The organism is Flavobacterium lacustre (genome assembly GCF_027474525.2).
Classification (GTDB): domain Bacteria; phylum Bacteroidota; class Bacteroidia; order Flavobacteriales; family Flavobacteriaceae; genus Flavobacterium; species Flavobacterium lacustre.
The window spans coordinates 3,263,387-3,288,456 of record NZ_CP114882.2 but is presented as its reverse complement, the minus strand read 5'-3'; the positions used below and the strand labels follow the sequence as shown (position 1 = coordinate 3,288,456).

The following is a 25,070-nucleotide window of genomic DNA, read 5'->3' as shown; positions in this document are numbered from 1 at the left end:
TATTTCAGACAATCCAATTACTGTGCCAATAAATAAATCTATCGGTTTGTATTCATTTATTTAATTGTAAATTAGCTTTCAAATACAAATGAATCTATGAAGAATATTTTACGGTCAGTAATCGTCTTGCTTGTTTTTATATCTTGTAAAACAAATAGTTATGAATGGAATGGCACCATAAATAAGCCTTTTGTTGCTGTTGAAACGGATACTTTGTTTCAGGATAAAATAAGCATTAGAGCAGTAGTTTTTGATGGAAATAAAATGTGGTATGCGGCTGATAATTCCAGATTTGGTTTTTTTGATTTGGAAAAAAATATAAAAATAGAGCACCAAATCGTCAAAGACAGTTTGAAATTAGAATTTAGAAGTATAGCCAAAACTTCAAAATATATTTTTATGCTCTGCGTATCAAATCCGGCATTACTTTACAGGATTTCAAAAGACAATTTGGAAACAAAAATAGTGTATCAGGAAAATCATGAAAAAGTGTTTTATGACAGCATGCAATTTTGGAATGATAAAGAAGGAATAGCGGTAGGAGATCCTGTAGAAAACACACTGTCAATATTAATTACCCGGGATGGAGGAAATTCATGGACTAAAATTCCTTCGCGTCAATTGCCTCAAGTTAGCGAAGGAGAAGCCGCTTTTGCTGCAAGTAATTCGAATATCGTAATAAACGGCAATGCTGTCTGGATTGTTTCGGGAGGTAAAAAATCAAGAGTTTTTTATTCTTCCAATAAAGGAAAATCATGGACGGTTTATGAAACTCCAATAGTTCAAGGACAACAAATGACAGGGATTTTCACGGCCGATTTCTATGATAAAAAAGTGGGTTTTGTTGCTGGTGGAAATTATGAAGTTCCAAATCAGAATTTTGATAATAAAGCCGTAACGGTTGATGCAGGGAAACATTGGTCACTCATTGCGCAAAATCAAGGTTTTGGGTATGCATCTTGTGTGCAATATGTTCCCCATAGTTTGGGTAAAGGGATAGTTACTGTTGGTGCTTCGGGCTTATATTATACTGCGGATGCGGGAAAATCATGGAAACAGTTGTCAAAAGACAATAGCCTTTATACGATTCGTTTTTGGAATGATACTACAGCTATTGCAGCAGGGAAAAACAAAATGATTCGCATTCATTTTAAAAAATAAAAAAAACGCTTACTACTTTACATGGTAGCAAGCGTTTCGTTTTTATAAAGACTAAGTTTATCTTTTTGGGCCTTTGTCTCTGTATTGTTGCAATAATTTTCGGTTAAAATCTTCTTCCGATTTTCTCAATTGAATGATTTTTGTTGCCGGTAAAATGCTTTTCAAGGTTGCTATGAATTTTTTTCGCAACAAAAACAGTTCTTCTTCCGTACTTTCCATCTGATTTAAAAAGGCACTTGCTTCTTTTTCACTCATTTTATCAACAGATTCATCATTCATCCGTCTCATGAAAGATTTCATTTTTTGATGTCTCAATTCAAATTGTTTGTCATCAAAAGTGTTGTACACCGGCCAAAATTTCTCCGCTTCACTGGAGGTTAAATTTAATTCGGTTGTCAAAAAAGCGACTTTCATGGTTTTTATTTGCTCTTTTTTCTCTCTCATTCTTTCGCCTTGAGCGTAAAAAGTGAAAGATACCAAAAGCAGTACTAGGGGGAATATTTTTTTTAGGTTCATTGTTGTATTTTTTGAGATTAAGTTCAATTTGTTGTAGCGTTTTATTCTAATATAAGATGCTCCATATCGGAGTTGGTTGTCAATACATCTTCTATGGCTTCATCTTCAATTGGGATTGTTGTTTTTATTTTATTGATATCTTCCAGTTCCAATTCACTTATTAAATCATATTGATTCACATTAGATTGATACGTGATATAATTTTCTAAAGTAGTTTCGTCTAGTGTTTTTGTATTGGTTGAAAGTGTGGTGTAAACCGGAATCATCAATGCCAAAACTAAAACAGCGGCTACCGCAAAAAGAATGTTTTTTCTTTTATGAAAAATTGAAATTACTTTAGGTTCATTTTCAGGTAATTGCTGCATGATTTTCGCAGAAAAATCCTCAAAGTAATGGTCTGGAGTTTTAAATCCGGATTCAATTTTAGGTTCGTTTTCTAATTTAAATGTTTTCATAACTATCGTTTAGACTTCGTTTTATAAAAAAGGTTTAACCAGCAGTTGTTACAAAAGTTTCTATTTTTTTTACAGCATGATGATAAGAAGCTTTCAAAGCACCAACTGATGTACCCAGAATTTCCGATATTTCTTCGTATTTGAGTTCTTCAAAATATTTCATTTTAAAAACCAATTGTTGTTTTTCGGGCAGATTTGCGATGGCTTTTTGTAATTTCAACTGAATTTCATTTCCGTCAAAAAAAACATCGGCCTGCAAATTATCAATAGTTTTGTTTTGTAAAGCTGCTGTTGAAACACCATTAACTTTTGCTTTTTGATTCAAAAAAGTAAGTGCTTCATTAGTCGCAATGCGATACATCCACGAAAAAAGTTTGCTTTCTCCTTTGAAACTTTTTAGATACTGAAATACTTTTATAAATGTATTTTGCAACACATCATCCGCATCATCGTGATTCAAAACAATATTCCGAATGTGATTGTATAACGGTTTTTGATATACCGACAAGAGTTTTTGAAACGCTTCATTTTGCGTTTTAGGATTCAATAATTCCTGAATAAATTCCTGCTCTTCCTGCAAAACTGTTATTTATATAGTTAGAATGGAATTTATTAAATAGGTTTAATCAGCTTTTAAAAAAAGATTAAAATTCGGATGGAATCTCTTGCTCTATTTTTGGTGAAGCAACAGTGGTTTCTTTTGGCGTATTTACTACGGGTTTTGGAGTTGCTGCTTTAGGTTTTTCGGGATAATAAATTTCGGTAACCCATTTTGAAGCATTTTTTATTTCGTTTTTTCCAATTGTATAAATTTCAAGATGCGAAAATTTAGGGTCTGGAGTAATATGTTTTTCAGTCATGTATTGAATCGTCTTATCCAATGCTTTTTTAGTATGTGAGTAATCACCGGTCAAGGTGGTTTTAACAGCAACAAAAGATTCTAATTTACCGGATAAAATGTCACTTCCTTCACTGGTAAAAATAGGTTGTTTTATAGGTACACAAAACGATATTTTGGTTAAATCCTGTTCTAAATCATAAGTGTGATAAATAACAAAAGGTTTTCCGTTCAATTCAATATTATTTTGGGCACAAAAAGTGATGATTTTTGGAAAAATAATTCGCGTATTTTTGATAACATTCGAAATAGTACTGGTGAACGTTTGTTTTAAATAATTTGTCTCTAGTTTTCTGACCAGACCATTTACTTTTACAGTATATGTATTGGTTTCATAGTCTAAAGTTTTGTCTAAATTAGCCAAACTGTTTTCATACATTCGGCCTATAATCTTATTAACGCCTCCGTTTAACGCGGTATAAATTTTGAAAGCAAAACTCATTTTTCCGATGGTTTTCCAAGTAACTTTTGTGCCTCCTAAAGTATCTTTGAAACTCCAAAAAACATCAGAAACGGTTCCGTCATAATCCATTTTTTGAGCAATACTGTCATTCTCTTTTACAAAAACGGTTTTCATTTCTCCGGCACCGTCTTTTCCCTCCCAAGTATAGGAAGCACCAACTCCAATTGTTTTTTGAGGATAAACTACTTTCATTTCAGCGTCATCAGTCATCCAAGATCCAAAATCTTCCCAATTTCTGTAATCATTCACATAACTAAACACGGCTGACTTAGGGGAATTGATTATTTTACTCCTTTCAACAGTAAAATTGCCTTTCTGTGTAGCCACAAAAACCGACAATGAAACTAAAGTAAGTAGAAGTAAAAGAAAGATATATTTTAAAATTCTCATGATAAGTGATTTGTTTTCAGTTGTAAAGTTAGAAATTTTATTAATATGCTACAGTAACTATTAAAAAATTAAAAAAATGATAATTTATAAGATTTGGGAGAATGAAAATAAAAACCGAGTTGAAAGAAGGTTCAATGTCAAAAGGAATCTGATGCAACAAGATAATTTTTAAGAATGAATTACAACAAAAAAATAAATGTACAGTTTTTATAGAATTGAAAAACAGTATTTTATAAATAAAAATCCCGCAGTTAAGCGGGCACTTTTTATCTTCGATATAAAAATTAACGTTTAAAAAATATTTTTATAAGGAAAAGAAGTCCAATAAATAATCCAAAACCGATTAGTATTTTATAGTTTCCTTTGTAAAAAATTTGGTGTAATGATGCGTCTTTTCTATAGGCAAAAATCATGGCTATGACAAAAGCAACAAAAAAACAGGCAGCAAATAGTAATTGTCCTTGACTAAACATAGTGTAAATTTTTTTTGCAAATTTAGTTAATTGTGAACCAAAAGTTACTAATTTTCCGTTTCATTTAATTAAATAAAAATATGCAAAAACAAATTAGCGCGGTTAAAGAATTTCATACGGCATTCAACATAGGACATAAAGAAACTCCAATTGCTGATTTGGGGGAAACTAAAAACATCCTTCGTTATAATTTAATGAAGGAAGAAAATGAAGAATATCTGGAAGCTGTTCAGAATAAAGATTTAGTAGAAATTGCCGATGCTTTGGGAGACATGATGTATATTCTGTGCGGAACAATCATTGAACACGGATTACAACATAAAATTGAAGAAGTTTTCGACGAAATTCAACGCAGTAATATGAGTAAACTCGGGGAAGACGGAAATCCAATTTATCGGGAAGATGGGAAAGTGATGAAAGGACCAAATTATTTTAAACCCGATTTCTCAAAAATACTGGGAGGAAAATAACAGGTTTTAAATTTCGATCTGCAAAAAATAAAAAAAGCGATTTTCATATTGAAAATCGCTTTTTTTAAATCTGAAATCTAAAAACTATACTTTAACGGTCCAGCCGAAAGTATCTTCTGCCAGTTTGTTTTGAATATTGGTTAATTTATCTTTCAATTGTATGGCTACTGAATTTTCAATTTTTGGTAATTCATAATAAACATCTTGATACGAATATCCAGAGATTGGACTTACAACCGCAGCGGTTCCTGCTCCGAAAATTTCTTTCAAAGTTCCGTTTTTAGACGCTTCAACAAGTTCCGATACTAAAACTGGACGAACATCTACAGCTATACCTTCGCTTTTCGCTAAATCGATAAGCGTTTTTCGGGTAACACCGTCAAGAATTCGTTCACTTACAGGTGCGGTTAACAAAGTATCATTTATTCTGAAAAATACATTCATGGTACCAGCTTCCTCTAGTTTTGTATGCGTAGCATCATCAGTCCAGATTACTTGTTGGAATCCTTCTTTATTCGCTAAACTGGTTGGGTAAAACTGCGCAGCATAATTGCCTGCCGCTTTTGCAGCTCCAATTCCTCCATTTGCAGCTCTACTGAAATGTTCCGCAATAAGTACTTTCACTTCACCGGAATAGTATGAAGTCACAGGAGATAAAATAATCATGAATTTATAGTCGTCCGAAGGATTAGCAATCACACCGGTACTTGTTGCAATCATAAAAGGTCTGATATACATCGCGTTTCCTTTTCCTTTTTTAATCCATGCTTCGTCTAATTTCAATAATTGATTTAGACCATTCATAAATACTTCTTCTGGAACTTCCGGCATAGCCAATCGTACGGCAGAATTATTAAAACGTTTATAGTTTTCATCAGGTCTGAAAAGCCAAATATCATTGTTACCATCTTTGTAGGCTTTCATTCCTTCAAAAATGGCTTGACCGTAATGAAAAACTCTGGTTGATGGGTCTAATAAAAAAGGTGCATACGGCTTAATGACCGGTTTTTGCCATTCCCCATCTTTAAAATCACATTCGAATAAATGGTCTGTAAAAACGGAACCAAAACTTAAGTGTTCAAAATCTACTTCATTTATTTTTGTAGTAGCCGCTTTTATAATCTCAATTTTGTTTGTTTGAGTTGCACTCATGATAAAGAATTGTTTTTTATGATATTTTTAGTAATAAGCATCAGCTTAAAACATTGGTTTGTAATGGATTTATTTTAATGATTACAAAATTAAATAAAAATCAGCAAAAACCTTGTCAAAACAACATTATTTATAGCATTTAACTGTGATTTATTTATTCTCAAAAAAATGAAAAAGATTTGTGTCAATTTATATGAATTATATAAAAAATATAGATTTTTTGAAACGAAACGGTTTTGTTTTGACTAAATTTGACCATAAAAACAGGACATCTAAGAACAAATAATTTCAAGAAATCACTTTGGAAAGAGAAATAATTCAAACGCTGGACGGCTCAACGACTATTCATCTCAAGGAATGGGATGAATGTTACCATTCTAAACACGGCGCAATTCAGGAAGCACAACATGTTTTTATAAAAAATGGACTTTCCTTGTTCGAAAATCAATCAGTTTCAATCCTTGAAATTGGATTTGGAACCGGTTTGAATGCGTTTATCACTTTTTTGGAAGCTAAAAAATTAAATCAAACGATTAATTATGTCGGGGTTGAAGCATATCCGGTTTCTGCTGCAGAAGTGCTTGCGATGAATTACGTAGCGGAATTGAATGCCGGAAATGAAATTCAAATTTTCGAAAAAATGCACGAAAGCAATTGGGATGAAAAAATGCTGTTGAACCCTGATTTTGAGTTGACAAAAAGGAAACAGTTTTTTGACCAAATTGAAGATGTTGAAAAATTTGACCTGATTTATTTTGATGCTTTTGGTTACAGAGTACAACCCGAATTATGGAGTACCGCTATTTTTCAAAAAATGTATGATGCCCTTAAACCAAAAGGCAAATTAGTCACATATGCCGCCCGTGGAGTAGTGAAACGAAGCATGATAGAGGTAGGTTTTACAGTTGAAAAACTAGCAGGACCGCCTGGTAAAAGAGAAATGTTCAGGGCGAGTAAGGGGTAGTTTAGGAGCGTTTTAAATTTGAAAAAAAACAGATTCGGATGTAATAAAAAACCAAAAACTTCGTTAAATGTTTTAGCCGATATGTATAAAAAAGGTACTTTTACAACACGTTAAAAAAGCAAATAACCTTTAAAATCTTAATTTATTATGTCTAAAATAATGTTTGATTACACAAAATCTATTCTAGAAAGAGTAAGTTTTGATCCGATACTTTTTTGCAAAGAATTAGAAAAAGCCATCAGAACCTTGTTGCCATATGAAATGGAGCAATTACGAGAATGGTTATTGAAATTCACTATCGAGAAACCAGAACTAAAACAATGTTTGCTTATTGTAAATCACCAATAATAAAAAAAGGAACCTCAATTGAGGTTCCTTTTTTTATTTCTTTTGAATTGGACTTATAATTTGCACATTCTGAAAAACAATGGCTCCTTTTATAACACCGGCAATGGTACTTCTTAAGGCGTCAATGATTTGTATTTTTAATTCGCTTTTTGGGAAAATCAAACTGACTTCTCTCGCCGGTTTTGGTTCCTTAAAATGACGCAGTTTTACTTTGTCAGATTCTTTTAAATCCAGCGTATGCAAGTAGGGAAGGAGCGTTGTTCCTAAACCTTCATCGGCTAATTTTATTAAAGTCTCAAAACTGCCGCTCTCTATTTGAAAATGATTGAATTCATTACGGCTGGTGTTTTTACATAAATTTAAAATACCGTCACGGAAACAATGGCCGTCTTGTAACAAAAGAATATCGTCAATGTTCAAATCAGAAACTTCAATTTCTTCTTTTTGAAAATTATGATGACTCTCCGGAATATAAGCGACAAAAGGTTCAAAGTATAATACGATTTCTTTTATCTTATCTTCCATCAAAGGAGTTGCAGCTATAGCGGCATCAAGATGACCGTTGTTGAGTTTTGTAATAATCTCTTCGGTGTTCAACTCTTCAATGATGAGTTTTACTTTAGGATATTTTTTGATGAAATTATTTAAAAACATGGGCAGTAACGTAGGCATAATGGTTGGGATGATTCCCAGTCTGAATTCACCGCCTATAAATCCTTTTTGCTGTTCTACAATGTCTTGAATTCTATCAGCTTCATTAACGATGTTTTTAGCTTGTGTTACTATTTTTTGACCAATGTCCGTAAGTTGGATTGGTTTTTTGGTTCTGTCAAAAATCTGAATACTCAATTCTTCTTCAATTTTTTGAATTTGCATGCTTAATGTAGGTTGTGTCACAAAGCATTTTTCGGCAGCAAGCGTAAAGTTTTTATGTTCAGCGACAGCCAAAACGTATTTTAATTGGGTGATAGTCATATTTATAGTAAATGTTGATGCAAATATAAAAACAATCAATTTAATTTATAGTACAAACTGCTTATTTCTTACTTAAATTTGTTAAAAATAGAAAATATGAAAACTAATATTTTAGGATTACCCGTAAAAGAATCAGAATTAATTATAGTGGAGTTAAATATTTTACTCTCCAATTTTCAGGTTTATTATCAAAATTTAAGAGGGATTCATTGGAATATTCGTGGGAAACGTTTCTTTGATTTACATGTTAAATTTGAAGAGTTATACAATGATTCCCAGCTAAAAATTGACTTGATTGCTGAGAGTGTCCTGACATTGGGCGGAAGACCATTACATACATTTGAAGATTATATTAAATTCAATCAATTGACTGTTGGAAAAAACATTTCAAATGATGAAAAAGCAATTCATTTAATTGTGGATTCTTTATCTAGTTTATTGAAAATCGAAAGAGCAATACTGACTAAATCTTCTGAAATTAATGATGAAGGAACGAACTCAATGATGAGTGATTTTATTTCTGAACAAGAAAAAACCATTTGGATGATGCAAGCTTGGTTAGAAGAATAATTATAATAGATCTTAATTTAGAAAAAAGCCATGATAACTATAGTTGTTTTGGCTTTTTTGTGGATGTTAATTTTTTTTTAAATTTACCGTAAAGCAACTTTTTTTCACAAACTAAATTCTACTTTTGTCGCAATGAAAAAAACGGCTCAAATATTTTTATTCATATTCATGATTTTTCTATTAGCACCAACAATAGTTTGTGTGATAGAAAAAAGCGCCGATACTTCTATTTTTTATAGTGTTTCTGAAGAAGAAAATGTACACAAACAATTCAAAGCCTTTTTATGCTTTGATGCTGAAATGGAGACTATTACTTTCTTTGAAACGTCTTCAAATGTTATTTTATCAGATAATTTATCAAAACATGATAATGTAGCAGCCTCTATATTTATACCTCCGCCTGACCAAGTTTAATACAGCAGTAATTTCAATAATTTGAAATTAACTTTTTTGCATTTTTCAATGTGGAAAAAATCTTTGTATTCAATTTTTAGTAAGGTATTATGACAAAAAAAATCAATCTTTTTGCTAACCTTAAATCCGATTTTGCGTCTGGTTTAGTGGTTTTTCTGGTGGCGCTTCCCTTATGTTTAGGTATTGCAATGGCTTCGGGTGCTCCGTTGTTTTCGGGTATTATTTCAGGGATTATAGGCGGAATAGTGGTAGGATATTTGAGCAAATCGCACATAAGCGTTTCGGGGCCGGCAGCAGGTTTAACGGCAATTATTTTAACGGCAATTACGGACTTAGGGGCTTTTGATGTCTTCCTGACAGCTGTTTTTATTGCGGGATTAATTCAATTAGCTTTAGGATTTATAAAAGCGGGAAGCATCTCAAATTATTTTCCAACCAATGTTATCGAAGGAATGTTGGCAGGTATCGGAATCATTATCATTTTAAAACAATTGCCACACGCATTTGGTTATGATAGTGATTTTGAAGGCGACATGGCTTTTGCGCAAGCGGATGGAAACAACACCTTTTCAACATTATTTGGGGTTTTAAATCACATTCAATTAGGTTCTATAATTATTAGTTTTGTTTCCATAGCAATCCTGATTGTCTGGGATAAAATAACTTTTTTGAAAAAATTAAAATTAGTTCCTGGGGCATTGGTAGCAGTAGTTATTGGAGTGGTTTTGAATGAAATTTTTGTGGTATCAGGAAGTTCATTGGCGATAATGAAAGAGCATTTGGTTTCTTTACCCGTACCTACAACTTTAGAGGAATTCAAGCAAATTATTGTAACTCCAAATTTTTCGGGAATAACGAATCCACAAGTTTGGATTGTAGGGTTAACAATTGCTATTGTAGCTTCTATTGAGACATTATTGTGTATTGAAGCATCAGACAGAATGGATGTTCACAAGCGTTATACGGATACTAATGTGGAGCTGAAAGCGCAAGGAATAGGAAATATTGTGAGCTCACTTTTGGGAGGATTGCCCATGACATCTGTTGTAGTTCGCTCTTCGGCAAATAATAATGCGGGGGCTAAATCTAAAATGTCAACCATCATTCACGGCGTATTACTATTAGTAAGTGTATTGACGATTCCGTTTATTTTAAATAAAATTCCATTGGCAACCTTAGCCGCTATTCTGATTTTAGTAGGATATAAATTAGCTAAACCGGCGACATTCAAGCATTTTTGGGACAACGGAAAGTACCAGTTTATTCCTTTTATAGTGACTTTATTGGCGGTTGTATTTCTGGATTTGCTAAAAGGAGTAGCTTTGGGAATCATAATTAGTATTATTTTTATTCTAAGAGGAAATCTTAAAAGAGCTTATAGTTTTAGAAAAGAAGAATATGTGGATGGAGATGTGATTCATATCGACTTAGCGCAAGAAGTTTCTTTCTTGAATAAATCGGCTATTAAATTGACATTAAATGAGATTCCGGAGAATTCCAGAGTGATTATCAATGCACATGATACGGTGTATATAGCACACGATATTTTAGATTTAATCCGTGAATTTAAAGCGACCAGAGCCAAAGATGAAAATATCAAGGTGAAACTGAAAGGATTTAAAAAAGAGTACCGATTAGAGAATAGTACCGAGGGACAAAACCACGTTACAATTGAGCATCATTATGATTTTGCAAAAAGAGTGATGGTCAAAAAAGAGATAAAACAAGAGATTTTTCCGGAATAAAGTGACAACAGATTATTTTTAGAAGATTTTAATCAGTTTCTTTACATCACAGAATAGTTAATTTTACGAGTCAAATAAAACAGATAGTTATGGACGATTTTTATAAAAAAATATTAGATAATAATAAAAAATGGGTTGAAACATCGTTAGCGAGTGATCCCAATTATTTTCAGGATTTAGCCAAAGGGCAAACACCGCCTCTATTATGGATAGGTTGTTCGGACAGCAGGGTGCCTGCAAATGAAATTGTAGGGGCAAAACCGGGTGAAGTTTTCGTTCACAGAAACATTGCCAATATGGTGGTACACTCTGACATGAATATGTTGAGCGTTCTGGATTATGCGGTAAATGTTTTGAAAGTGAAGCATGTACTGGTTTGTGGTCATTATGGCTGTGGAGGTATTAAAGCGGCGATGGGAAATGATTCAATAGGAATTATTGACAACTGGATTCGTCACATAAAAGATGTGTATCGTTTGCATCAAGTATATTTAGATTCAATAGAGAATGAAACGGATCGTTTTAATGCTTTTGTAGAAATCAATGTGAAAGAACAAGTTTTTGATTTAGCCAAAACATCTATTGTTCAGTCTGCTTGGAAAAACGGACAAGAATTAACTTTACACGGTTGGGCATATGGATTAAACTCCGGATTTGTTACCGATTTAGAAGTAAATATTAGTTCTAACAAAGATTTAGATGAAGTGTATCAGTTGAAATTCTAATCGAAATCACATAATTACAAATAAAAAAACTGCCTTAGAGCAGTTTTTTTATTTTAATAGCCGAGGTTAATCGTCATTATCAAGATTTTCATTAAAAGCCGATGGCAGTAATGTTGGGATAAACTTAATCAAAATAGGCAATAATAAACTACCTCCGGGAAGTAAAAAAATGGTCAGCGAAGGAACTGTTTTACAAATGTCTAACAATTGTTTTTTTACCTTTTTCTTTTCTTTTTCGTCTAAATCCCTTCGGGTGGAATAAGCAAGTAAAAGCATCAACTCTTTGCTTTGAATGATTTCTTTAACTAATCGATTTTTATTTCGGGAAATAAGAGTCACGACACTTTGAGTCGTTTGATCGTAAAAATGTTTTACCGGATTAGAATAATTAAAATAAGGAATCTCCTTTTTATGTTTTGTGATAAAAGCATTGGTATGCTCAATACTTAACGTTACAAAATCATCCGAAATTTTAAGCTTTTCAGCTAATTGATGCAAAAAATAAGCCTCGTTATTCTCAATTATACCATCACTCCACAATGCCATTCCGGCAATGTCTATCAAATATTTTTTTTCCAATTCGTTAGTGAAATAGTCCAATTGAAGACTGTCGAAATTCTGGATTGAATCTTTCGAGAATTTACTGTATCGAATAGAAGCTTCAAAAAGTTTAATTAACAAATCGTCATATTGGGTTTTATTAGACTTGATTCGTAAAGCCAAGGTCACAATATTAACTATCGTTTCTTCAAATTTTTTCAGGTATTTTTCTGGAATTGCTCCGTGAATTAAATATTGGCGAAAAGCAAGAACATCCATAAACAATAATGCATTCGTTACCAGATGCGAAAAGTTTTTGCTGATGATGCTGTCGTTTGTTTGTACGCGTTCATCAATAATCTTTTCTAAAGTGAGCGAGGAATTGTTTTTTGGAAGTATTTTTTTAAACAAATTAAAACCCTGTGGATTCATTTGATTGTAAAAAGCAACAGCTTCAGAAATAAATTTTTCAGAATCAAATTCTTTTTTGGTTACCACAAAAACACCAAATAAAGTATTTAACAAGGCTACCTTTGAAATTTCTTCTTTAAACCAACCTTTAGTAGGAATTGCATTTTGAGTTTCAAACGAAATGATATGCCCGTAAATAAAACCGGTATCTCTTACTTTATTGTAGAAAGATTCAGCGGTTTCAGCTACGGTTTGTTCTGAAAATTTTTGTTTATAAAAAAATTTATCTATCCAGCCGGATGTAGATGGGTTAATCATTAACTATAATTTGAAGCTGCAAAGCTATGTTTTTTTATGGTTTTGATATTAAATTAAAATTAAAAAAACCGTCTTGCTTTTCAAACAAGACGGTTTTTTTTCAAAAAAAGAAATCTTATTTAATTATAGCAGAACAAGCTACTCTTGCTCCGGCATTTCCTGCTGGTTGTGAAACAAAATCATCTGCACCTTGATGCACAATTAATCCTTTTCCTAAAATATCTTTCGATGCATCTCCACATCCAATACACCATTCATCGGTTGTTAAAGTGATGGTTCCGTTTCCTTTTTCATCGGCAACAAAGTTTCCGATATCTCCTTTGTGATACTCGCCAACACCCCATTTTCCGTGGTTTTTAAAAGTAGGATTCCAATGTCCTCCTGCAGAACTTCCATCGGCAGCGGTACAATCTGATTTTTCATGTATATGAATGGCATGAATTCCGGGTTTTAGTCCGGCTAGTGTGGCCACAAAAGTTACTTTTCCGTTTTTTTCTACAAAAGTGGCTGTTCCTGAAACGGTACTGTTGCTTTTGGGTTCAAAAATGATATTCAATTTTTTTGAATCACCAGTATTGGTTTTACACCCAATGGCAATGGCTATAAAAAGGGAAGCTGCAAGGATTATTTTCTTCATGATTTGATTTTTATTAATTATCTTATAAAATTACACATAAAAAAAATAGGTTTTATTTAAAGTTGTCTTAAATCTGTTTTGCTTAACTGTTAATGATTACAATCAAATGCACAACTAAATGGATTTGTTAAAATATAAAATGGAACTATAAAATAAGTGGGGCTATTATTAAATTCAGTATTTTTACTTTAGTTATTTCGCTAATTATTTAAAAAACAACGTTATAAAAAACAGATTCATACTTCATTTCAGAAGGCGGAAAGACCTTGAATTTTATGATGGGGGATATCGTGTTGATCTATTTTGATAAAAAAATATAAGCGATATATAATCGATTTGAATTGAAACAGTTTTCTTTATTATTTTAAAAATTAGACAATATGAACACAAAAAAAGTGGTTTTTGGATTATTTCTTTTTGGGTTGGTAACCATTGGTTTTGCTCAAGAAAAAACAAGGAAGCAAATAAGAGAAGAAAAAAAGATTGAAAAGCAAAAACAAACGGCCATTCTGGTTGATTCTAAGGATTTTGTTTTTGTAGCAAGAAATGCTTTGCCTCAAGGATTCAGAACAATTGATTTGACAACAAATCCCAATTATGTCAAATTTAGTCCTGATTTTATTAAGAGCGAAATGCCTTTTTTCGGCAGAGCTTTCAGCGGTATTGGATATGGTGGTGACGGTGGATTAAAATTTGAAGGCAAGCCCCAAGAGTTTACAATTAAAAAAGACAAAAAACAGTATCTGATAAATGCTGTCGTAAAAGGTATAAATGATGTGTATAGATTGTCACTTTCAGTCTATTTTGAAGGTAGTGCAACGCTTTCTATAATAAGTAACAACCGCAGCACGATATCGTATAACGGTGAAATTTTTATGCCGGAGAAAAAGCCAGAGCAATAGAATTTTAAACAACAGAATTCCCTTGGACGTTTTTTGGGAACTAAAGCTTTATTGGATATATTATAATTTCTTTTCATTTAGTAAATCTAAGAGAAGTGAAGTTTAAAATAAACTGTTTTTATTTGATGCAATCATCCAAAATGGAGTAAGAAGTAATTCATATCTGTACTTTAAGTAATGAAAAGCAGTAACATAAAAAATAAACGAATTTAACTGAATAGGGAAGGAAAAATAATTACAGGTAAATTAGCCAATAAATATATTTTGTGTAAATTAAAAAAGCCGTTTTGTCTGAGAACAAAACGGCTTTTTAAATGAATAAAGAGCATCAAAAACGGCGTAGCTGTTTAGAAACAGTATTGGTTTTCGGCTACTAATTTAGTGGTGATTATTTCTCTTAAACCTACAATGTTGGGCATATTCGTATATTTTGTAAAACGACGTAAACCCATCAACATCATGCGTTGTTCATCACCATCAGCAAAAGAAATAACACTTTCTTTTCCTTTTTGAGTGACAATATCTACTGCTTTGTATAAGTATAATTTAGCCATGGCAATTTGCTCTTGTACTTTTGCTTCGCCTTCTTTTTTAGCTAATTTTTCTGTTCTTAAAATAGTTGATTCAGCCATATAAATTTCAATCAAAATATCAGAAGCGGCCATCAATAATTGTTGGTGACCGTCTAAATCAGGACCGTATTTTTGAACGGCACCACCGGCAACCATCAGGAATGCTTTTTTCAATTTGCTGATCATTTCTTTTTCTTCAGCAAATAATTCAGAATAATCGGGAATGTCAAATGATGGAATTCCCATTAATTCTTCTTGTACTTTCGACGCAGGTCCCAATAAATCAACATGTCCTTTCATGGCTTTTTTGATTAACATTCCAACCGAAAGCATTCTGTTAATTTCATTTGTACCTTCATAAATTCGGGCAATTCGGGCATCTCTCCAAGCACTTTCCATCGGGGTGTCTTCGGAGAATCCCATTCCTCCAAAAATCTGGATTCCTTCATCAGAACAATTCTGTACATCTTCAGAAACTGCTACTTTTAGAATGGAACATTCTATTGCATATTCTTCAACCCCTTTTAATTCGGCTTCCTGATGTGAAGCACCTTCTGCTTCACGGGCTATAATTCGGTCTTCAATATCTTTTGCGGCTCTGTAAGAAGCACTTTCTCCGGCATAACAGCTGGTGGCCATCTCGGCTAATTTATAACGGATTGCCCCAAACTGAGAAATAGCGGTGTTAAATTGAATTCTTTCATTGGCATATTTGATACCTCCGGTAGTAACTCTTCGTTGCGCATCTAAGCAGGCAGCAGCCAATTTGATACGTCCGACATTCAAAGCGTTCATAGCAATTTTGAAACCGTTTCCTCTTTCGGAAAGCATGTTTTCGACCGGAACTTTAGTGTCGTTAAAGAAAACCTGACGTGTTGAGGAAGCTCGAATTCCTAATTTGTGCTCTTCTTCACCCATCGAAATTCCATTATCTGGAGTGTTTTCTAAAATAAAACCGGTAATGTTTTTATCATCACCAATACGGGCAAAAACGATAAACAAAGAACAAAATCCGGCATTCGAAATCCACATTTTTTGTCCTGTAATTTTGTAATGTGTTCCATCTTCAGATAAAACGGCTTTTGTTTTTCCAGAGTTAGCATCAGATCCTGCGCCTGGTTCGGTCAAACAATACGCACCAAACCATTCGCCTGAAGCTAATTTTGGAACATATTTTTGTTTTTGTTCCTCTGTTCCATATAAAGTAATCGGCATGGTTCCAATTCCGGTATGCGCTCCAAAAGCTGTTGAGAATGAACCCGTTGCTCCCGAAATATAATCACAAACCAACATGGTCGAAACGAATCCCATACCAAGTCCACCATAAGCTTCTGGAACAGCAACTCCTAAAAGTCCCAACTCTCCAGCTTTACGCATAGTTTCTTCTGTATAGGCATAATCTTTCTTTTCAAATCGATCTTTGTGTGCCCATAATTCTTTGTCTACAAACTCCTTTACAGAGTCACGCATCATTAACTGCTCTTCATTGAAATCTTCTGGTGTGAAGACATCTTCACATTTTGTTTCTTTTACGATGAATTGACCACCTCTTGTTTTGTCGCTCATGACTTTGTTTTTTAGATAAAAGAGAAAAAGAATCAAGAAGAAAGATTATGGTCTAACTTACTTATGAATCCTATTGTCATCTTTTGAAATTCAATTATTTTATTTTCTATTTCGTTTGTTTTTTCTTTGGATAAGTAATCATTTTGACAAGCAATTAACAATTGAGTTTGTAATTCGAATGAGGGGCATAAATAGATATTCATATAATACTAAAAAATATTAATCCTCTCTATTTGAACTTTCTGCAATATTTGATGGCTTAGAAACGGAACATCTATTCATTTTCACATCTCACTTTTCACTCTTCACTTCTCACTCTTCACATCTCACTCTTCACTTTTCACATCTCAAAATTTAAAGTACCTCATAAATTCCTGCACTTCCTTGTCCGGTTCCCACACACATACTTACAATTCCGTATTTATTTCCTCTGCGTTTCATTTCGTCGAACAGTTGAACAGAAAGTTTAGCTCCGGTACAACCCAGCGGATGACCTAATGCAATGGCTCCACCATTCACATTCACGATATCCGGATTCAGTCCTAATTCCCTGATCACAGCCAAAGATTGAGAGGCAAATGCTTCATTCAATTCGACTAAATCAATATCTTTTAATTGCAATCCTGCTTGTTTTAAGGCTTTTGGAATTGCTTTTACTGGTCCAATTCCCATAATTCGGGGCTCTACTCCAGCCGAAGCGAAGTTGATCAAACGGGCTATTGGTTCCAGATTTAACTCTTTTACCATTGCTTCGCTCATAATCAAAACGAAAGCAGCTCCATCACTCATTTGGGAAGAATTTCCTGCCGTTACACTTCCGTCGGCGGCAAAAACAGGTCTTAAACCGGCCAATGCTGCTACAGAAGTTCCGGCTCTTGGTCCTTCATCTTTGTTTACGATATACGATTTAGTTTCTTTTTTACCATTTTCATTGACGAATGTTTGTTCGATAGTAATGGGCACAATTTGTTTGTCAAATTTGCCTTCGGCTTGTGCTTTTAAGGCTTTCATATGCGATTGATACGCAAACTCATCTTGATCTTCTCGGGATACTTTATATTGTTTGGCAACGGCTTCTGCAGTAAGTCCCATTCCCCAATAGTAATCTTCGTTACCCGCTTTTGCAACAGCATAATCCGGAGTTGGTTTGTAGCCTCCCATCGGAATAAAACTCATGCTTTCAGCGCCACCGGCTATAATACAATCAGCCATTCCCGACTGGATTTTGGCAGTAGCCATGCCGATAGTTTCTAATCCTGACGCGCAATAACGGTTTACAGTTACACCTGGAACATCTTCAACTTTTAATCCCATTAAGGAAATTAATCGCCCTACATTCAGACCTTGTTCTGCTTCTGGCATTGCGTTTCCTACCATCACATCATCAATACGCGTTTTGTCAAAATCAGGCAACTCATTCATCATAAATTGAATGGTTTCTGCTGCCAACTCATCAGGGCGTTTGAATCTAAACACGCCTTTTGGGGCTTTTCCCACGGCTGTTCTGTATGCTTTAACTATATAGGCTGTTTTCATTTTTTTTAGTTTCTTAGAGGTTTCCCTTTGGTTAACATAAATTGGATTCTCTCCAATGTTTTTCTTTCTGTACACAATGACAAGAAAGCTTCACGTTCTAGATCCAATAAATATTGTTCCGTTACTAATGTTGGTTCAGATAAATCACCACCAGCCATAACATATGCTAGTTTGTTAGCGATTTTTTTGTCGTGTTCCGAGATGTATTTTCCGGCTTGCATTTGGTCAGTTCCTACTAAGAACATTCCTAAAGCTTGTTTTCCAAGAACTTTCACATCGCTTCTGCGAATTGGTTGGGTGTAACCGGCTTCGGCCATCAGTAAAGCATGTTTCTTCGCTTCAGCAATCTGACGGTCTTTGTTCACGACAATAATATCTTTTCCGTGTTGTAAAAGTCCTGTATCAAAGGCTTCATGTCCTGAAGTAGACACTTTTGCCATAGCAATTGTCAAGAAATATTCTTGAAGTACATTCAATTCTACATCATTTTTGTGGAATAAATCGGAGGCACGTAAGGTCATTTCTTTCGATCCGCCACCACCTGGAATTACACCAACACCAAATTCCACTAATCCCATGTAGGTTTCCGCTGCAGCAACTACTTTATCGGCATGTAAACTCATTTCGCATCCACCGCCAAAAGTCATTCCGTGAGGTGCAACTACAACCGGAATTCCGGAGTAACGTACGCGCATCATCGTGTCCTGGAACATTTTGATAGCCATATTCAACTCATCGTATTCTTGCTCGACTGCCATCATGAAAATCATTCCGATATTAGCTCCAACAGAGAAGTTAGCTGCTTGATTTCCAATAACTAATCCTTGGTATGCTGCCTCGGATAAATCAATCGCTTTGTTGATAGCTTGTAAAACATCTCCACCAATCGTATTCATTTTAGATTGGAATTCTAAATTCAAAATTCCGTCTCCTAAGTCTTGTATAATCGCACCGCTATTGCTCCACACTTTTTTGCTTTCGCGAATGTTGTTCAGGATAATAAAGGCATCCTGACCAGGAACTTTAGTTTGTGATTTTGTAGGGATATTGTAGAAATAAGTAGCACCTTCTTTAATAGAATAAAAACTAGAACTTCCCGAAGCTAACATTTCAGTAACCCAAGCAGCTGGTTCAAGACCTTCTGCTTTCATGATTTCAATTCCTTTTTCGACACCAATGGCATCCCAAATTTCGAATGGACCATTTTCCCATCCGAAACCGGCTTTCATTGCATCGTCAATTTTATATAATTCGTCTGAGATTTCTGGAATTCTGTTGGAAACATAAGCGAACATTCCCGCAAAACTTTTTCGGTAAAACTCTCCCGCTTTGTCTTTTCCTTTTACCAAAACTTTGAAACGATTAATCGGTTTATCAATGGTTTTGGTCAATTCTAAAGTGGCGAAAGAAGCTCTTTTAGCCGGACGGTATTCTAACGTATCTAAATCCAAAGACAAAATATCTTTGTCTACTTTTTTATAAAAACCTTGGCCTGTTTTACTACCCAACCATTTGTTTTCCATCATTTTGTTGACAAAATCCGGTAGTTTGAACAAGTCGTGTTGCTCGTCATTTGGGCAGTTTTCGTAGATTCCGTTGGCAACGTGTACCAAAGTATCCAATCCAACAACATCAACTGTTCTGAAAGTAGCTGATTTTGGTCTTCCAATAACTGGACCAGTCAATTTATCCACTTCTTCAATCGTTAAACCCAATTCTTTTACCAAATGAAATAAACTCTGAATTCCGTAAATCCCGATTCGGTTCCCAATAAATGCTGGAGTATCTTTGGCCACGACCGAAGTTTTTCCTAAGAATTTTGAACCATAATCAGTTAGGAAATCTAAAACCTCTGTAGAAGTTTGTGGACCAGGAATGATTTCGAATAATTTTAAATAACGCGCAGGGTTAAAAAAGTGTGTCCCGCAAAAATGCTTTTGAAAATCGTCGCTTCTTCCTTCACTCATAAAGTGAATTGGAATTCCGGAAGTGTTAGAGGTAACTAAAGTTCCCGGTTTTCTGAATTTTTCGATTTGTTCAAAAACTAATTTTTTAATATCTAAACGCTCCACCACAACCTCAATAATCCAATCAACAGTAGCAATTTTTGCCATGTCATCGGTGGTATTTCCGGTTGTAATTCTATTTGCAAATTTTTGATTGTAAATAGGGGAGGGTTTCGATTTCAGGGAATTAGCCAAATGTTCATTGACCAAACGGTTTCTTACAATTTTACTTTCCAGTGTAAGTCCTTTTTTGGCTTCGGCCTCGGTGAGTTCTCTGGGGGCAATATCCAAGAGTAAAACTTCCACTCCAATATTGGCAAAATGGCAAGCAATGCCTGAACCCATAATTCCGGATCCGATTACTGCAACTTTTTTAATTGTGCGTTTCATACTTAGTTAATATTTGTTTTTTTATTGGATTAGAGACCGCTATTTTTTTAAATGATTTTAAATCTAGGCGATGTCTTCAGTACTGTTTTCTGTTTGGTCTGCCGGTTCGCTGGCGCTCGTGTGATTGAATATGTTTTTTTCTTGAATTAATTCATTTATAGTTTCGGCAACTTCCATAAAATGATTCAGTTTTTCTTCTGAAACATGTTGACGTATGGTTTCATTAAATTTTAAGACTGTTTTTTTAGAAAGATCTCTTTTTTCTTTTCCAAGAGGTGTCAGAAAAATCAAAACACCACGACCGTCATATGGATTCTTTTTTCGAATAATTAGACCTCTATCTTCCATTGATTTCAGGGTGCGGGTCAAGCTGGTGGCTTCCATTCCCATTCTCGGTCCTAAAGCCGTTGACGGAGTGCCTTCTTCCTTGTCAATACTCAGCAAAGCAAATCCTGTAGCCATTGAGCCATCATATTTTGCCGCTTCTTCATTGTACATTCTGGATACGGCTTGCCAAGTAGCTCTTAGTATATAATCTATTGTTTTGTCTTTCATATCTAACTATATCGATTTCAAATATAATAAAAAAAATACTATGCAGGCATAGTATTTTAAAATTATACGGATTATTTTAAATTATTTAGGATTATTTTTTAATTATACTTATTTTTTTATAGCAAAAATAAGAAAACACCTCTAAAAATAAGAAGTGTTCCTAGGATTGTTTTCTCTGTAAATGACTCCGTTTTGTTATATTATTTTATAACGCATAGACCTTAATAAAAACTTCGAAGCGGTATGTCACTTCCATTTGAATTCATTTACGGATTAATATACTATTTTGAAGTAGGGAAATGGGATATATAAAAAAGAGGACTATAGCTGTTTTACAACGGATCATAGTGTATAGATGATGCGTAGATAAGGCATAGATGGTGTATGGATAATGCATGAAAAGTGAATAAGCTATTTCGCCTTTAGACTGAGCCGTTTCTGATGCGGTTATTTCTTAGTAGTATTCTTTTATGACTTTACAAACGTCCCGCCGTCAACATCTCTCAAGAACTGAATCAACCCTTTGAAATAAACTTTCTGGTCATCATATTGGGAAAGGTGGCTTCCGTTAGGACAAAGCAAAAAGCGTCCGTTTTGTACTTCATTGGCAATCCATTTCATGTGTTCCGGATCCATGGTGTCGTATTTGGCACCTATTACTAATGTTGGAATGGTTAGGGTTTTAAGTCGGTTCTTTACATCCCAGTTTTTTAGGGAAGCATTTCCGGTTATACCAAATTCGCTGTGACCTTGCATAAAAACATACACATTTGGGTTGATGTGTTTGAAACATCTGTTGACTGCTTCTGGCCATTCTTCAAGTGGTTTTCTCAGAATGTGTTCCGTGTAATAATATTTCATTAGTAATTCATTGTATTTTGGATTACTAAAATCATTATTTTTTTCTATTTCCTGAATTTGTTTGAGGATTTTCGGATCCATTTGAGGACCTAAAACAGTTTGGGCATATTTATTATATTCAGGAATGCTGGCCATCATATTTGATATGATAAGGCCTTTTAAGTTTTTTTGGTATTTTAAGGCATATTCCATTGCCAAAATTCCACCCCAGGATTGTCCCAAAACATAAAAATTAGAACTGTCACAGCCCAAAGCGATTCGCACTTGTTCTACTTCTTCTACAAAGCGCTCATTGGTCCAAAGTCTGTTGTCTTCCGGTTGATCGCTGTAATAAGAACCTAATTGGTCGTAATATATATATTCGATACTTTCATTTGGAAAATAACCGTCAAAACATTCGTATAATTCATGCGTTACGCCCGGACCACCATGCAAAAGCAATACTTTTATCGTTGGATTGTTACCAACTCTTTTTGTCCAGACTTTAAATGTACCATGAGGCGTAGTAATCGGAATCATTTTAATTCCTCCTGTAAACTGATCGTCCCGTTTTGAAAAATCTAAATAATTTGCTTTTGTAGTATCGGTCTTATTTTCCTTTTTACAGTTCGAAAATAAAAGGAGTGTCAGTAAAGAACAAATTATGATTTTTAGTTTCATGATGCAGGTACTTTTTTAGTTGTAAATTTTGTGGAACAAATCAATATATTTTTCCATCACAATTTTTCGTTTGAGTTTAAGTGTAGGAGTAAGGTGTCCGCCTTCAATAGACCAAATGTCTGCTGTTAATTCGAAACGTTTTATTTTTTCCCAATTTCCAAATTTGTCATTCAGTCTGTTAATTTCTTCCTGAATACGGGCAATAACTTTTGGGTCTGCTGTAATTTCTTCGTTGGTGGTTCCAATTTCTATTTTGTGAATCTTCGCCCATTCTTTTACAAAATCAAAATTAGGTTGTATGAAAGCGGCCGGCATTTTTTGACCGTCACCAATTACCATAATTTGTTCGATAAAACGAGATTGTTTCATCGTATTCTCAATTAGTTGTGGAGCAATATATTTTCCTCCTGAAGTCTTGAACATTTCTTTTTTACGGTCAGTAATTCTAAGGAAACCTTCGGCGTCAATCTCGCCAATATCACCTGTATGAAAATAGTCGTCTATAATTACTTCACTGGTTAATTTTTCGTCTTTGTAATAGCCCATCATAATGTTTGGGCCTTTACATAAAATCTCTCCATCTTCGGCAATTTTTACCGAAACTCCATCAATTACTTTTCCTACTGTCCCTACTTTGAATCCTTTGTTTCTCATATCATTGACTGAAATCACAGGGGATGTTTCGGTCAAACCGTATCCTTCCATCACGGGAATTTCTGCTGCTGCAAAAACGCGCGCTAATCGGGTTTGTAAAGCGGCGCTTCCGGAAACCATTAAATCTAAATTGCCTCCTAAACCTTCTTTCCATTTACTGAAAATTAATTTTCGGGCAAGTTTAAGTTGCAACTCATACCAAACGCCATTAGCGCCATAGGGTTCATATCGCAATCCTAAATCAATAGCCCAAAAGAACAATTTCTTTTTGATGCCTGTTAATTCAGTTCCTTTAGCGTAAATCTTGTCATATACTTTTTCAAGAAGCCTTGGCACAGCAGTTATTACTGTTGGTTTAACTTCTTTGATATTATCACTTATTTTATCGATTGATTCTCCAAAATAAACCGATACACCATAATATTGGTATAAATACAGAATCATTCTTTCAAAAATATGGCAAATAGGAAGGAAACTTAAGGCTCTACTTTTACCGGCTTCAAAAGGAATTCGTGGCGCACTGTTCAGTACATTGGAAACAATATTTCGATGCGAAAGCATTACACCTTTTGGTTTTCCTGTTGTTCCCGAAGTATAAATGATAGTCGCTAAATCTTCTGTTTGTACCTTGTTTTTTTGTTCTTCAACCAAATACTGATTGGTTTCGTCCTCGCCAATTTTTAGTAATTCAACCCAGTTTTTGCAACCTTCTATTGCATTAAACGAATAGACTTCCAGTACATTAGGAATTTTATTTCGGATTAAATTTATTTTTCTAAGTACTTCGATATCGGAAACAAAACAATAAATAGCTCCGGAATGATTCAGTATATATTCATAATCGTCTTCAGAAATAGTTGGATAAATAGGAATGGTTTGCGATCCGGTTTGTAAAACTCCTATATCCATAATGTTCCATTCGGTTCGATTATTAGTCGAAATGATGGCAATTTTATCGTCTTTTTTAACTCCCATTCTCAAGAGTGCTCTCGAAACGGCATTCGCTTTTGAAATGTATTCTTCGGTAGAAGTTTTTACCCAAACTCCATTTTGCTTCGTAACTAATGCATCTGGAATTGAAATGTATTTATCTTGCTGATAATAAGGAAAATCAAAGAGTCTGGTTATTGAAGTCATTAATCAAAATATTGAATTGATTCGCAAATTAAATAAAAAAATAGTATATTTTTTGTTTTTAAATAATTAATTAGGAAAAATAAATTGGAATTATCAAATTTAACGAAATCGTTTTCTTAAAACAGTGTTTAACCCGTTGATTTAGAGTTGAAATTTGTTTTTGTTGATTTGTACTAATTAATCTATGTAATCTTTGCTTCGATCACCTAAAATGAACATTTTCTTTTTTTGAAAATGGATGGATAAGTGAACATACGTCCAATTTGCATCTGATTTCGCTTTGTCTTTATACCAAAGTGAGTAGACAGCATAATTAAATCCTTTTTGATACTTGGGCGCTCCATTTTCGAAGCATTCAATTCCCCAATCCATGTTGATTTTAGATAAATCTGCCTGCTGAAAAATGCCGGTACCATCAGGATTTAATTGCGCCAAAGGTTCTGCTTCTCCATTCAAAAGGTAGGTTCCTGTTATGGGATAATCGATAGCTGTAGTGATGTAATGCGCACCACTTTCGGTAATTATTTTTTCAACTTTTTGTGCAAAAGTCGGACTTACGAACAGCATTAATATTGCGATAAACAGGTTCGTTGACTTTGTCATTTT

Annotated in this window: 25 protein-coding genes; 9 read left to right on the top strand and 16 right to left on the bottom strand. The window is 34.1% G+C overall.

All coding sequences use genetic code 11. The features are described from left to right. The first annotated feature begins 96 nt into the window (after window positions 1–96). Complete coding sequence (locus O6P34_RS14200; RefSeq protein ID WP_269685172.1) at window positions 97–1,161, top strand: WD40/YVTN/BNR-like repeat-containing protein; 1,065 nt, start codon at window positions 97–99, stop codon at window positions 1,159–1,161. A gap of 57 nt (window positions 1,162–1,218) precedes the next feature. Here the strand turns inward: O6P34_RS14200 and O6P34_RS14195 are convergent, their stop codons facing one another. The 4 genes from O6P34_RS14195 to O6P34_RS14180 form a co-directional block, all read right to left on the bottom strand. Continuing rightward, window positions 1,219–1,677, bottom strand: a complete 459-nt coding sequence (locus O6P34_RS14195; RefSeq protein ID WP_269685171.1) for a sensor of ECF-type sigma factor — start codon at window positions 1,675–1,677, stop codon at window positions 1,219–1,221. Window positions 1,678–1,718: 41 nt separating this feature from the next. Further along, a complete protein-coding gene (locus O6P34_RS14190) occupies window positions 1,719–2,132 on the bottom strand; it encodes a hypothetical protein (protein ID WP_269685170.1) in 414 nt (137 codons plus the stop codon). Window positions 2,133–2,166: 34 nt separating this feature from the next. Then, on the bottom strand, window positions 2,167–2,712 hold the full coding sequence (locus tag O6P34_RS14185; protein ID WP_269685169.1) for an RNA polymerase sigma factor: 546 nt from the start codon (window positions 2,710–2,712) through the stop codon (window positions 2,167–2,169). 64 nt (window positions 2,713–2,776) lie between these two features. Then, window positions 2,777–3,883 (bottom strand): SRPBCC family protein, encoded by a 1,107-nt coding sequence (locus O6P34_RS14180; RefSeq protein WP_269685168.1) that lies wholly within the window; start codon window positions 3,881–3,883, stop codon window positions 2,777–2,779. A gap of 553 nt (window positions 3,884–4,436) precedes the next feature. Between O6P34_RS14180 and O6P34_RS14170 the strand changes: the two genes are divergently transcribed. Then, entirely contained in the window at window positions 4,437–4,826 is a 390-nt protein-coding gene (locus tag O6P34_RS14170; protein WP_269685166.1) for a nucleoside triphosphate pyrophosphohydrolase family protein, read from the top strand. An 84-nt stretch (window positions 4,827–4,910) separates the two neighbouring features. On the opposite strand, the gene O6P34_RS14165 is transcribed toward O6P34_RS14170, so the two are convergent. After that, window positions 4,911–5,978 (bottom strand): branched-chain amino acid aminotransferase, encoded by a 1,068-nt coding sequence (locus tag O6P34_RS14165; RefSeq protein ID WP_269685165.1) that lies wholly within the window; start codon window positions 5,976–5,978, stop codon window positions 4,911–4,913. A gap of 301 nt (window positions 5,979–6,279) precedes the next feature. On the opposite strand from O6P34_RS14165, the gene mnmC2 reads away from it, so the two are divergent. Together mnmC2 and O6P34_RS14155 are read left to right on the top strand one after the other, a co-directional pair. Next, window positions 6,280–6,942 carry a tRNA (5-methylaminomethyl-2-thiouridine)(34)-methyltransferase MnmC2 gene (gene mnmC2, locus O6P34_RS14160; RefSeq protein ID WP_269685164.1) on the top strand — a complete coding sequence of 221 codons (663 nt, stop codon included), beginning with the start codon at window positions 6,280–6,282 and terminating at the stop codon, window positions 6,940–6,942. Between the two features lie 147 nt (window positions 6,943–7,089). Further along, complete coding sequence (locus O6P34_RS14155) at window positions 7,090–7,290, top strand: hypothetical protein (protein ID WP_269685163.1); 201 nt, start codon at window positions 7,090–7,092, stop codon at window positions 7,288–7,290. A 33-nt stretch (window positions 7,291–7,323) separates the two neighbouring features. Here O6P34_RS14155 and O6P34_RS14150 read toward each other — a convergent pair whose 3' ends face one another. Beyond that, window positions 7,324–8,265: a LysR substrate-binding domain-containing protein gene (locus O6P34_RS14150; RefSeq protein WP_269685162.1), complete on the bottom strand. Its 942-nt coding sequence runs from the start codon at window positions 8,263–8,265 to the stop codon at window positions 7,324–7,326. Window positions 8,266–8,361: 96 nt separating this feature from the next. Between O6P34_RS14150 and O6P34_RS14145 the strand changes: the two genes are divergently transcribed. The 4 genes from O6P34_RS14145 to can all read left to right on the top strand — a co-directional run bounded on the left by O6P34_RS14145 (window position 8,362) and on the right by can (window position 11,719). Further along, window positions 8,362–8,835 (top strand): Dps family protein, encoded by a 474-nt coding sequence (locus O6P34_RS14145; protein WP_269685161.1) that lies wholly within the window; start codon window positions 8,362–8,364, stop codon window positions 8,833–8,835. Window positions 8,836–9,003: 168 nt separating this feature from the next. Continuing rightward, window positions 9,004–9,249 carry a hypothetical protein gene (locus tag O6P34_RS14140; RefSeq protein WP_269685160.1) on the top strand — a complete coding sequence of 82 codons (246 nt, stop codon included), beginning with the start codon at window positions 9,004–9,006 and terminating at the stop codon, window positions 9,247–9,249. A gap of 89 nt (window positions 9,250–9,338) precedes the next feature. Beyond that, entirely contained in the window at window positions 9,339–10,994 is a 1,656-nt protein-coding gene (locus O6P34_RS14135; RefSeq protein WP_269685159.1) for a SulP family inorganic anion transporter, read from the top strand. A gap of 89 nt (window positions 10,995–11,083) precedes the next feature. After that, the gene (gene can, locus O6P34_RS14130) at window positions 11,084–11,719 is read left to right on the top strand and encodes a carbonate dehydratase (protein ID WP_269685158.1); all 636 of its coding nucleotides are present in this window, start codon (window positions 11,084–11,086) and stop codon (window positions 11,717–11,719) included. Window positions 11,720–11,785: 66 nt separating this feature from the next. Here can and O6P34_RS14125 read toward each other — a convergent pair whose 3' ends face one another. After that, window positions 11,786–12,988 (bottom strand): LETM1-related biofilm-associated protein, encoded by a 1,203-nt coding sequence (locus O6P34_RS14125; protein WP_269685157.1) that lies wholly within the window; start codon window positions 12,986–12,988, stop codon window positions 11,786–11,788. A gap of 115 nt (window positions 12,989–13,103) precedes the next feature. Then, window positions 13,104–13,625, bottom strand: coding sequence for a superoxide dismutase family protein (locus O6P34_RS14120; RefSeq protein WP_269685156.1), 522 nt, complete (start codon window positions 13,623–13,625; stop codon window positions 13,104–13,106). 380 nt (window positions 13,626–14,005) lie between these two features. On the opposite strand from O6P34_RS14120, the gene O6P34_RS14115 reads away from it, so the two are divergent. Beyond that, window positions 14,006–14,527: a DUF4251 domain-containing protein gene (locus O6P34_RS14115; protein WP_269685155.1), complete on the top strand. Its 522-nt coding sequence runs from the start codon at window positions 14,006–14,008 to the stop codon at window positions 14,525–14,527. A gap of 347 nt (window positions 14,528–14,874) precedes the next feature. Here O6P34_RS14115 and O6P34_RS14110 read toward each other — a convergent pair whose 3' ends face one another. From O6P34_RS14110 to O6P34_RS14075, 8 genes are all read right to left on the bottom strand, one after another. Further along, on the bottom strand, window positions 14,875–16,665 hold the full coding sequence (locus tag O6P34_RS14110) for an acyl-CoA dehydrogenase FadE (RefSeq protein WP_269685154.1): 1,791 nt from the start codon (window positions 16,663–16,665) through the stop codon (window positions 14,875–14,877). A gap of 32 nt (window positions 16,666–16,697) precedes the next feature. Further along, the gene (locus tag O6P34_RS14105) at window positions 16,698–16,868 is read right to left on the bottom strand and encodes a four helix bundle protein (RefSeq protein ID WP_269685153.1); all 171 of its coding nucleotides are present in this window, start codon (window positions 16,866–16,868) and stop codon (window positions 16,698–16,700) included. 151 nt (window positions 16,869–17,019) lie between these two features. After that, window positions 17,020–18,201, bottom strand: coding sequence for an acetyl-CoA C-acyltransferase (locus tag O6P34_RS14100; protein ID WP_269685152.1), 1,182 nt, complete (start codon window positions 18,199–18,201; stop codon window positions 17,020–17,022). A 5-nt stretch (window positions 18,202–18,206) separates the two neighbouring features. After that, window positions 18,207–20,597 (bottom strand): 3-hydroxyacyl-CoA dehydrogenase/enoyl-CoA hydratase family protein, encoded by a 2,391-nt coding sequence (locus O6P34_RS14095; protein ID WP_269685151.1) that lies wholly within the window; start codon window positions 20,595–20,597, stop codon window positions 18,207–18,209. Between the two features lie 63 nt (window positions 20,598–20,660). Beyond that, the gene (locus O6P34_RS14090; protein ID WP_269685150.1) at window positions 20,661–21,152 is read right to left on the bottom strand and encodes a MarR family winged helix-turn-helix transcriptional regulator; all 492 of its coding nucleotides are present in this window, start codon (window positions 21,150–21,152) and stop codon (window positions 20,661–20,663) included. Between the two features lie 468 nt (window positions 21,153–21,620). Continuing rightward, window positions 21,621–22,673 carry a proline iminopeptidase-family hydrolase gene (locus O6P34_RS14085; RefSeq protein WP_269685149.1) on the bottom strand — a complete coding sequence of 351 codons (1,053 nt, stop codon included), beginning with the start codon at window positions 22,671–22,673 and terminating at the stop codon, window positions 21,621–21,623. Between the two features lie 15 nt (window positions 22,674–22,688). After that, complete coding sequence (locus tag O6P34_RS14080) at window positions 22,689–24,464, bottom strand: AMP-dependent synthetase/ligase (protein ID WP_269685148.1); 1,776 nt, start codon at window positions 24,462–24,464, stop codon at window positions 22,689–22,691. 177 nt (window positions 24,465–24,641) lie between these two features. After that, window positions 24,642–25,067 (bottom strand): hypothetical protein, encoded by a 426-nt coding sequence (locus O6P34_RS14075; protein ID WP_269685147.1) that lies wholly within the window; start codon window positions 25,065–25,067, stop codon window positions 24,642–24,644. Window positions 25,068–25,070 lie beyond the last annotated feature (3 nt).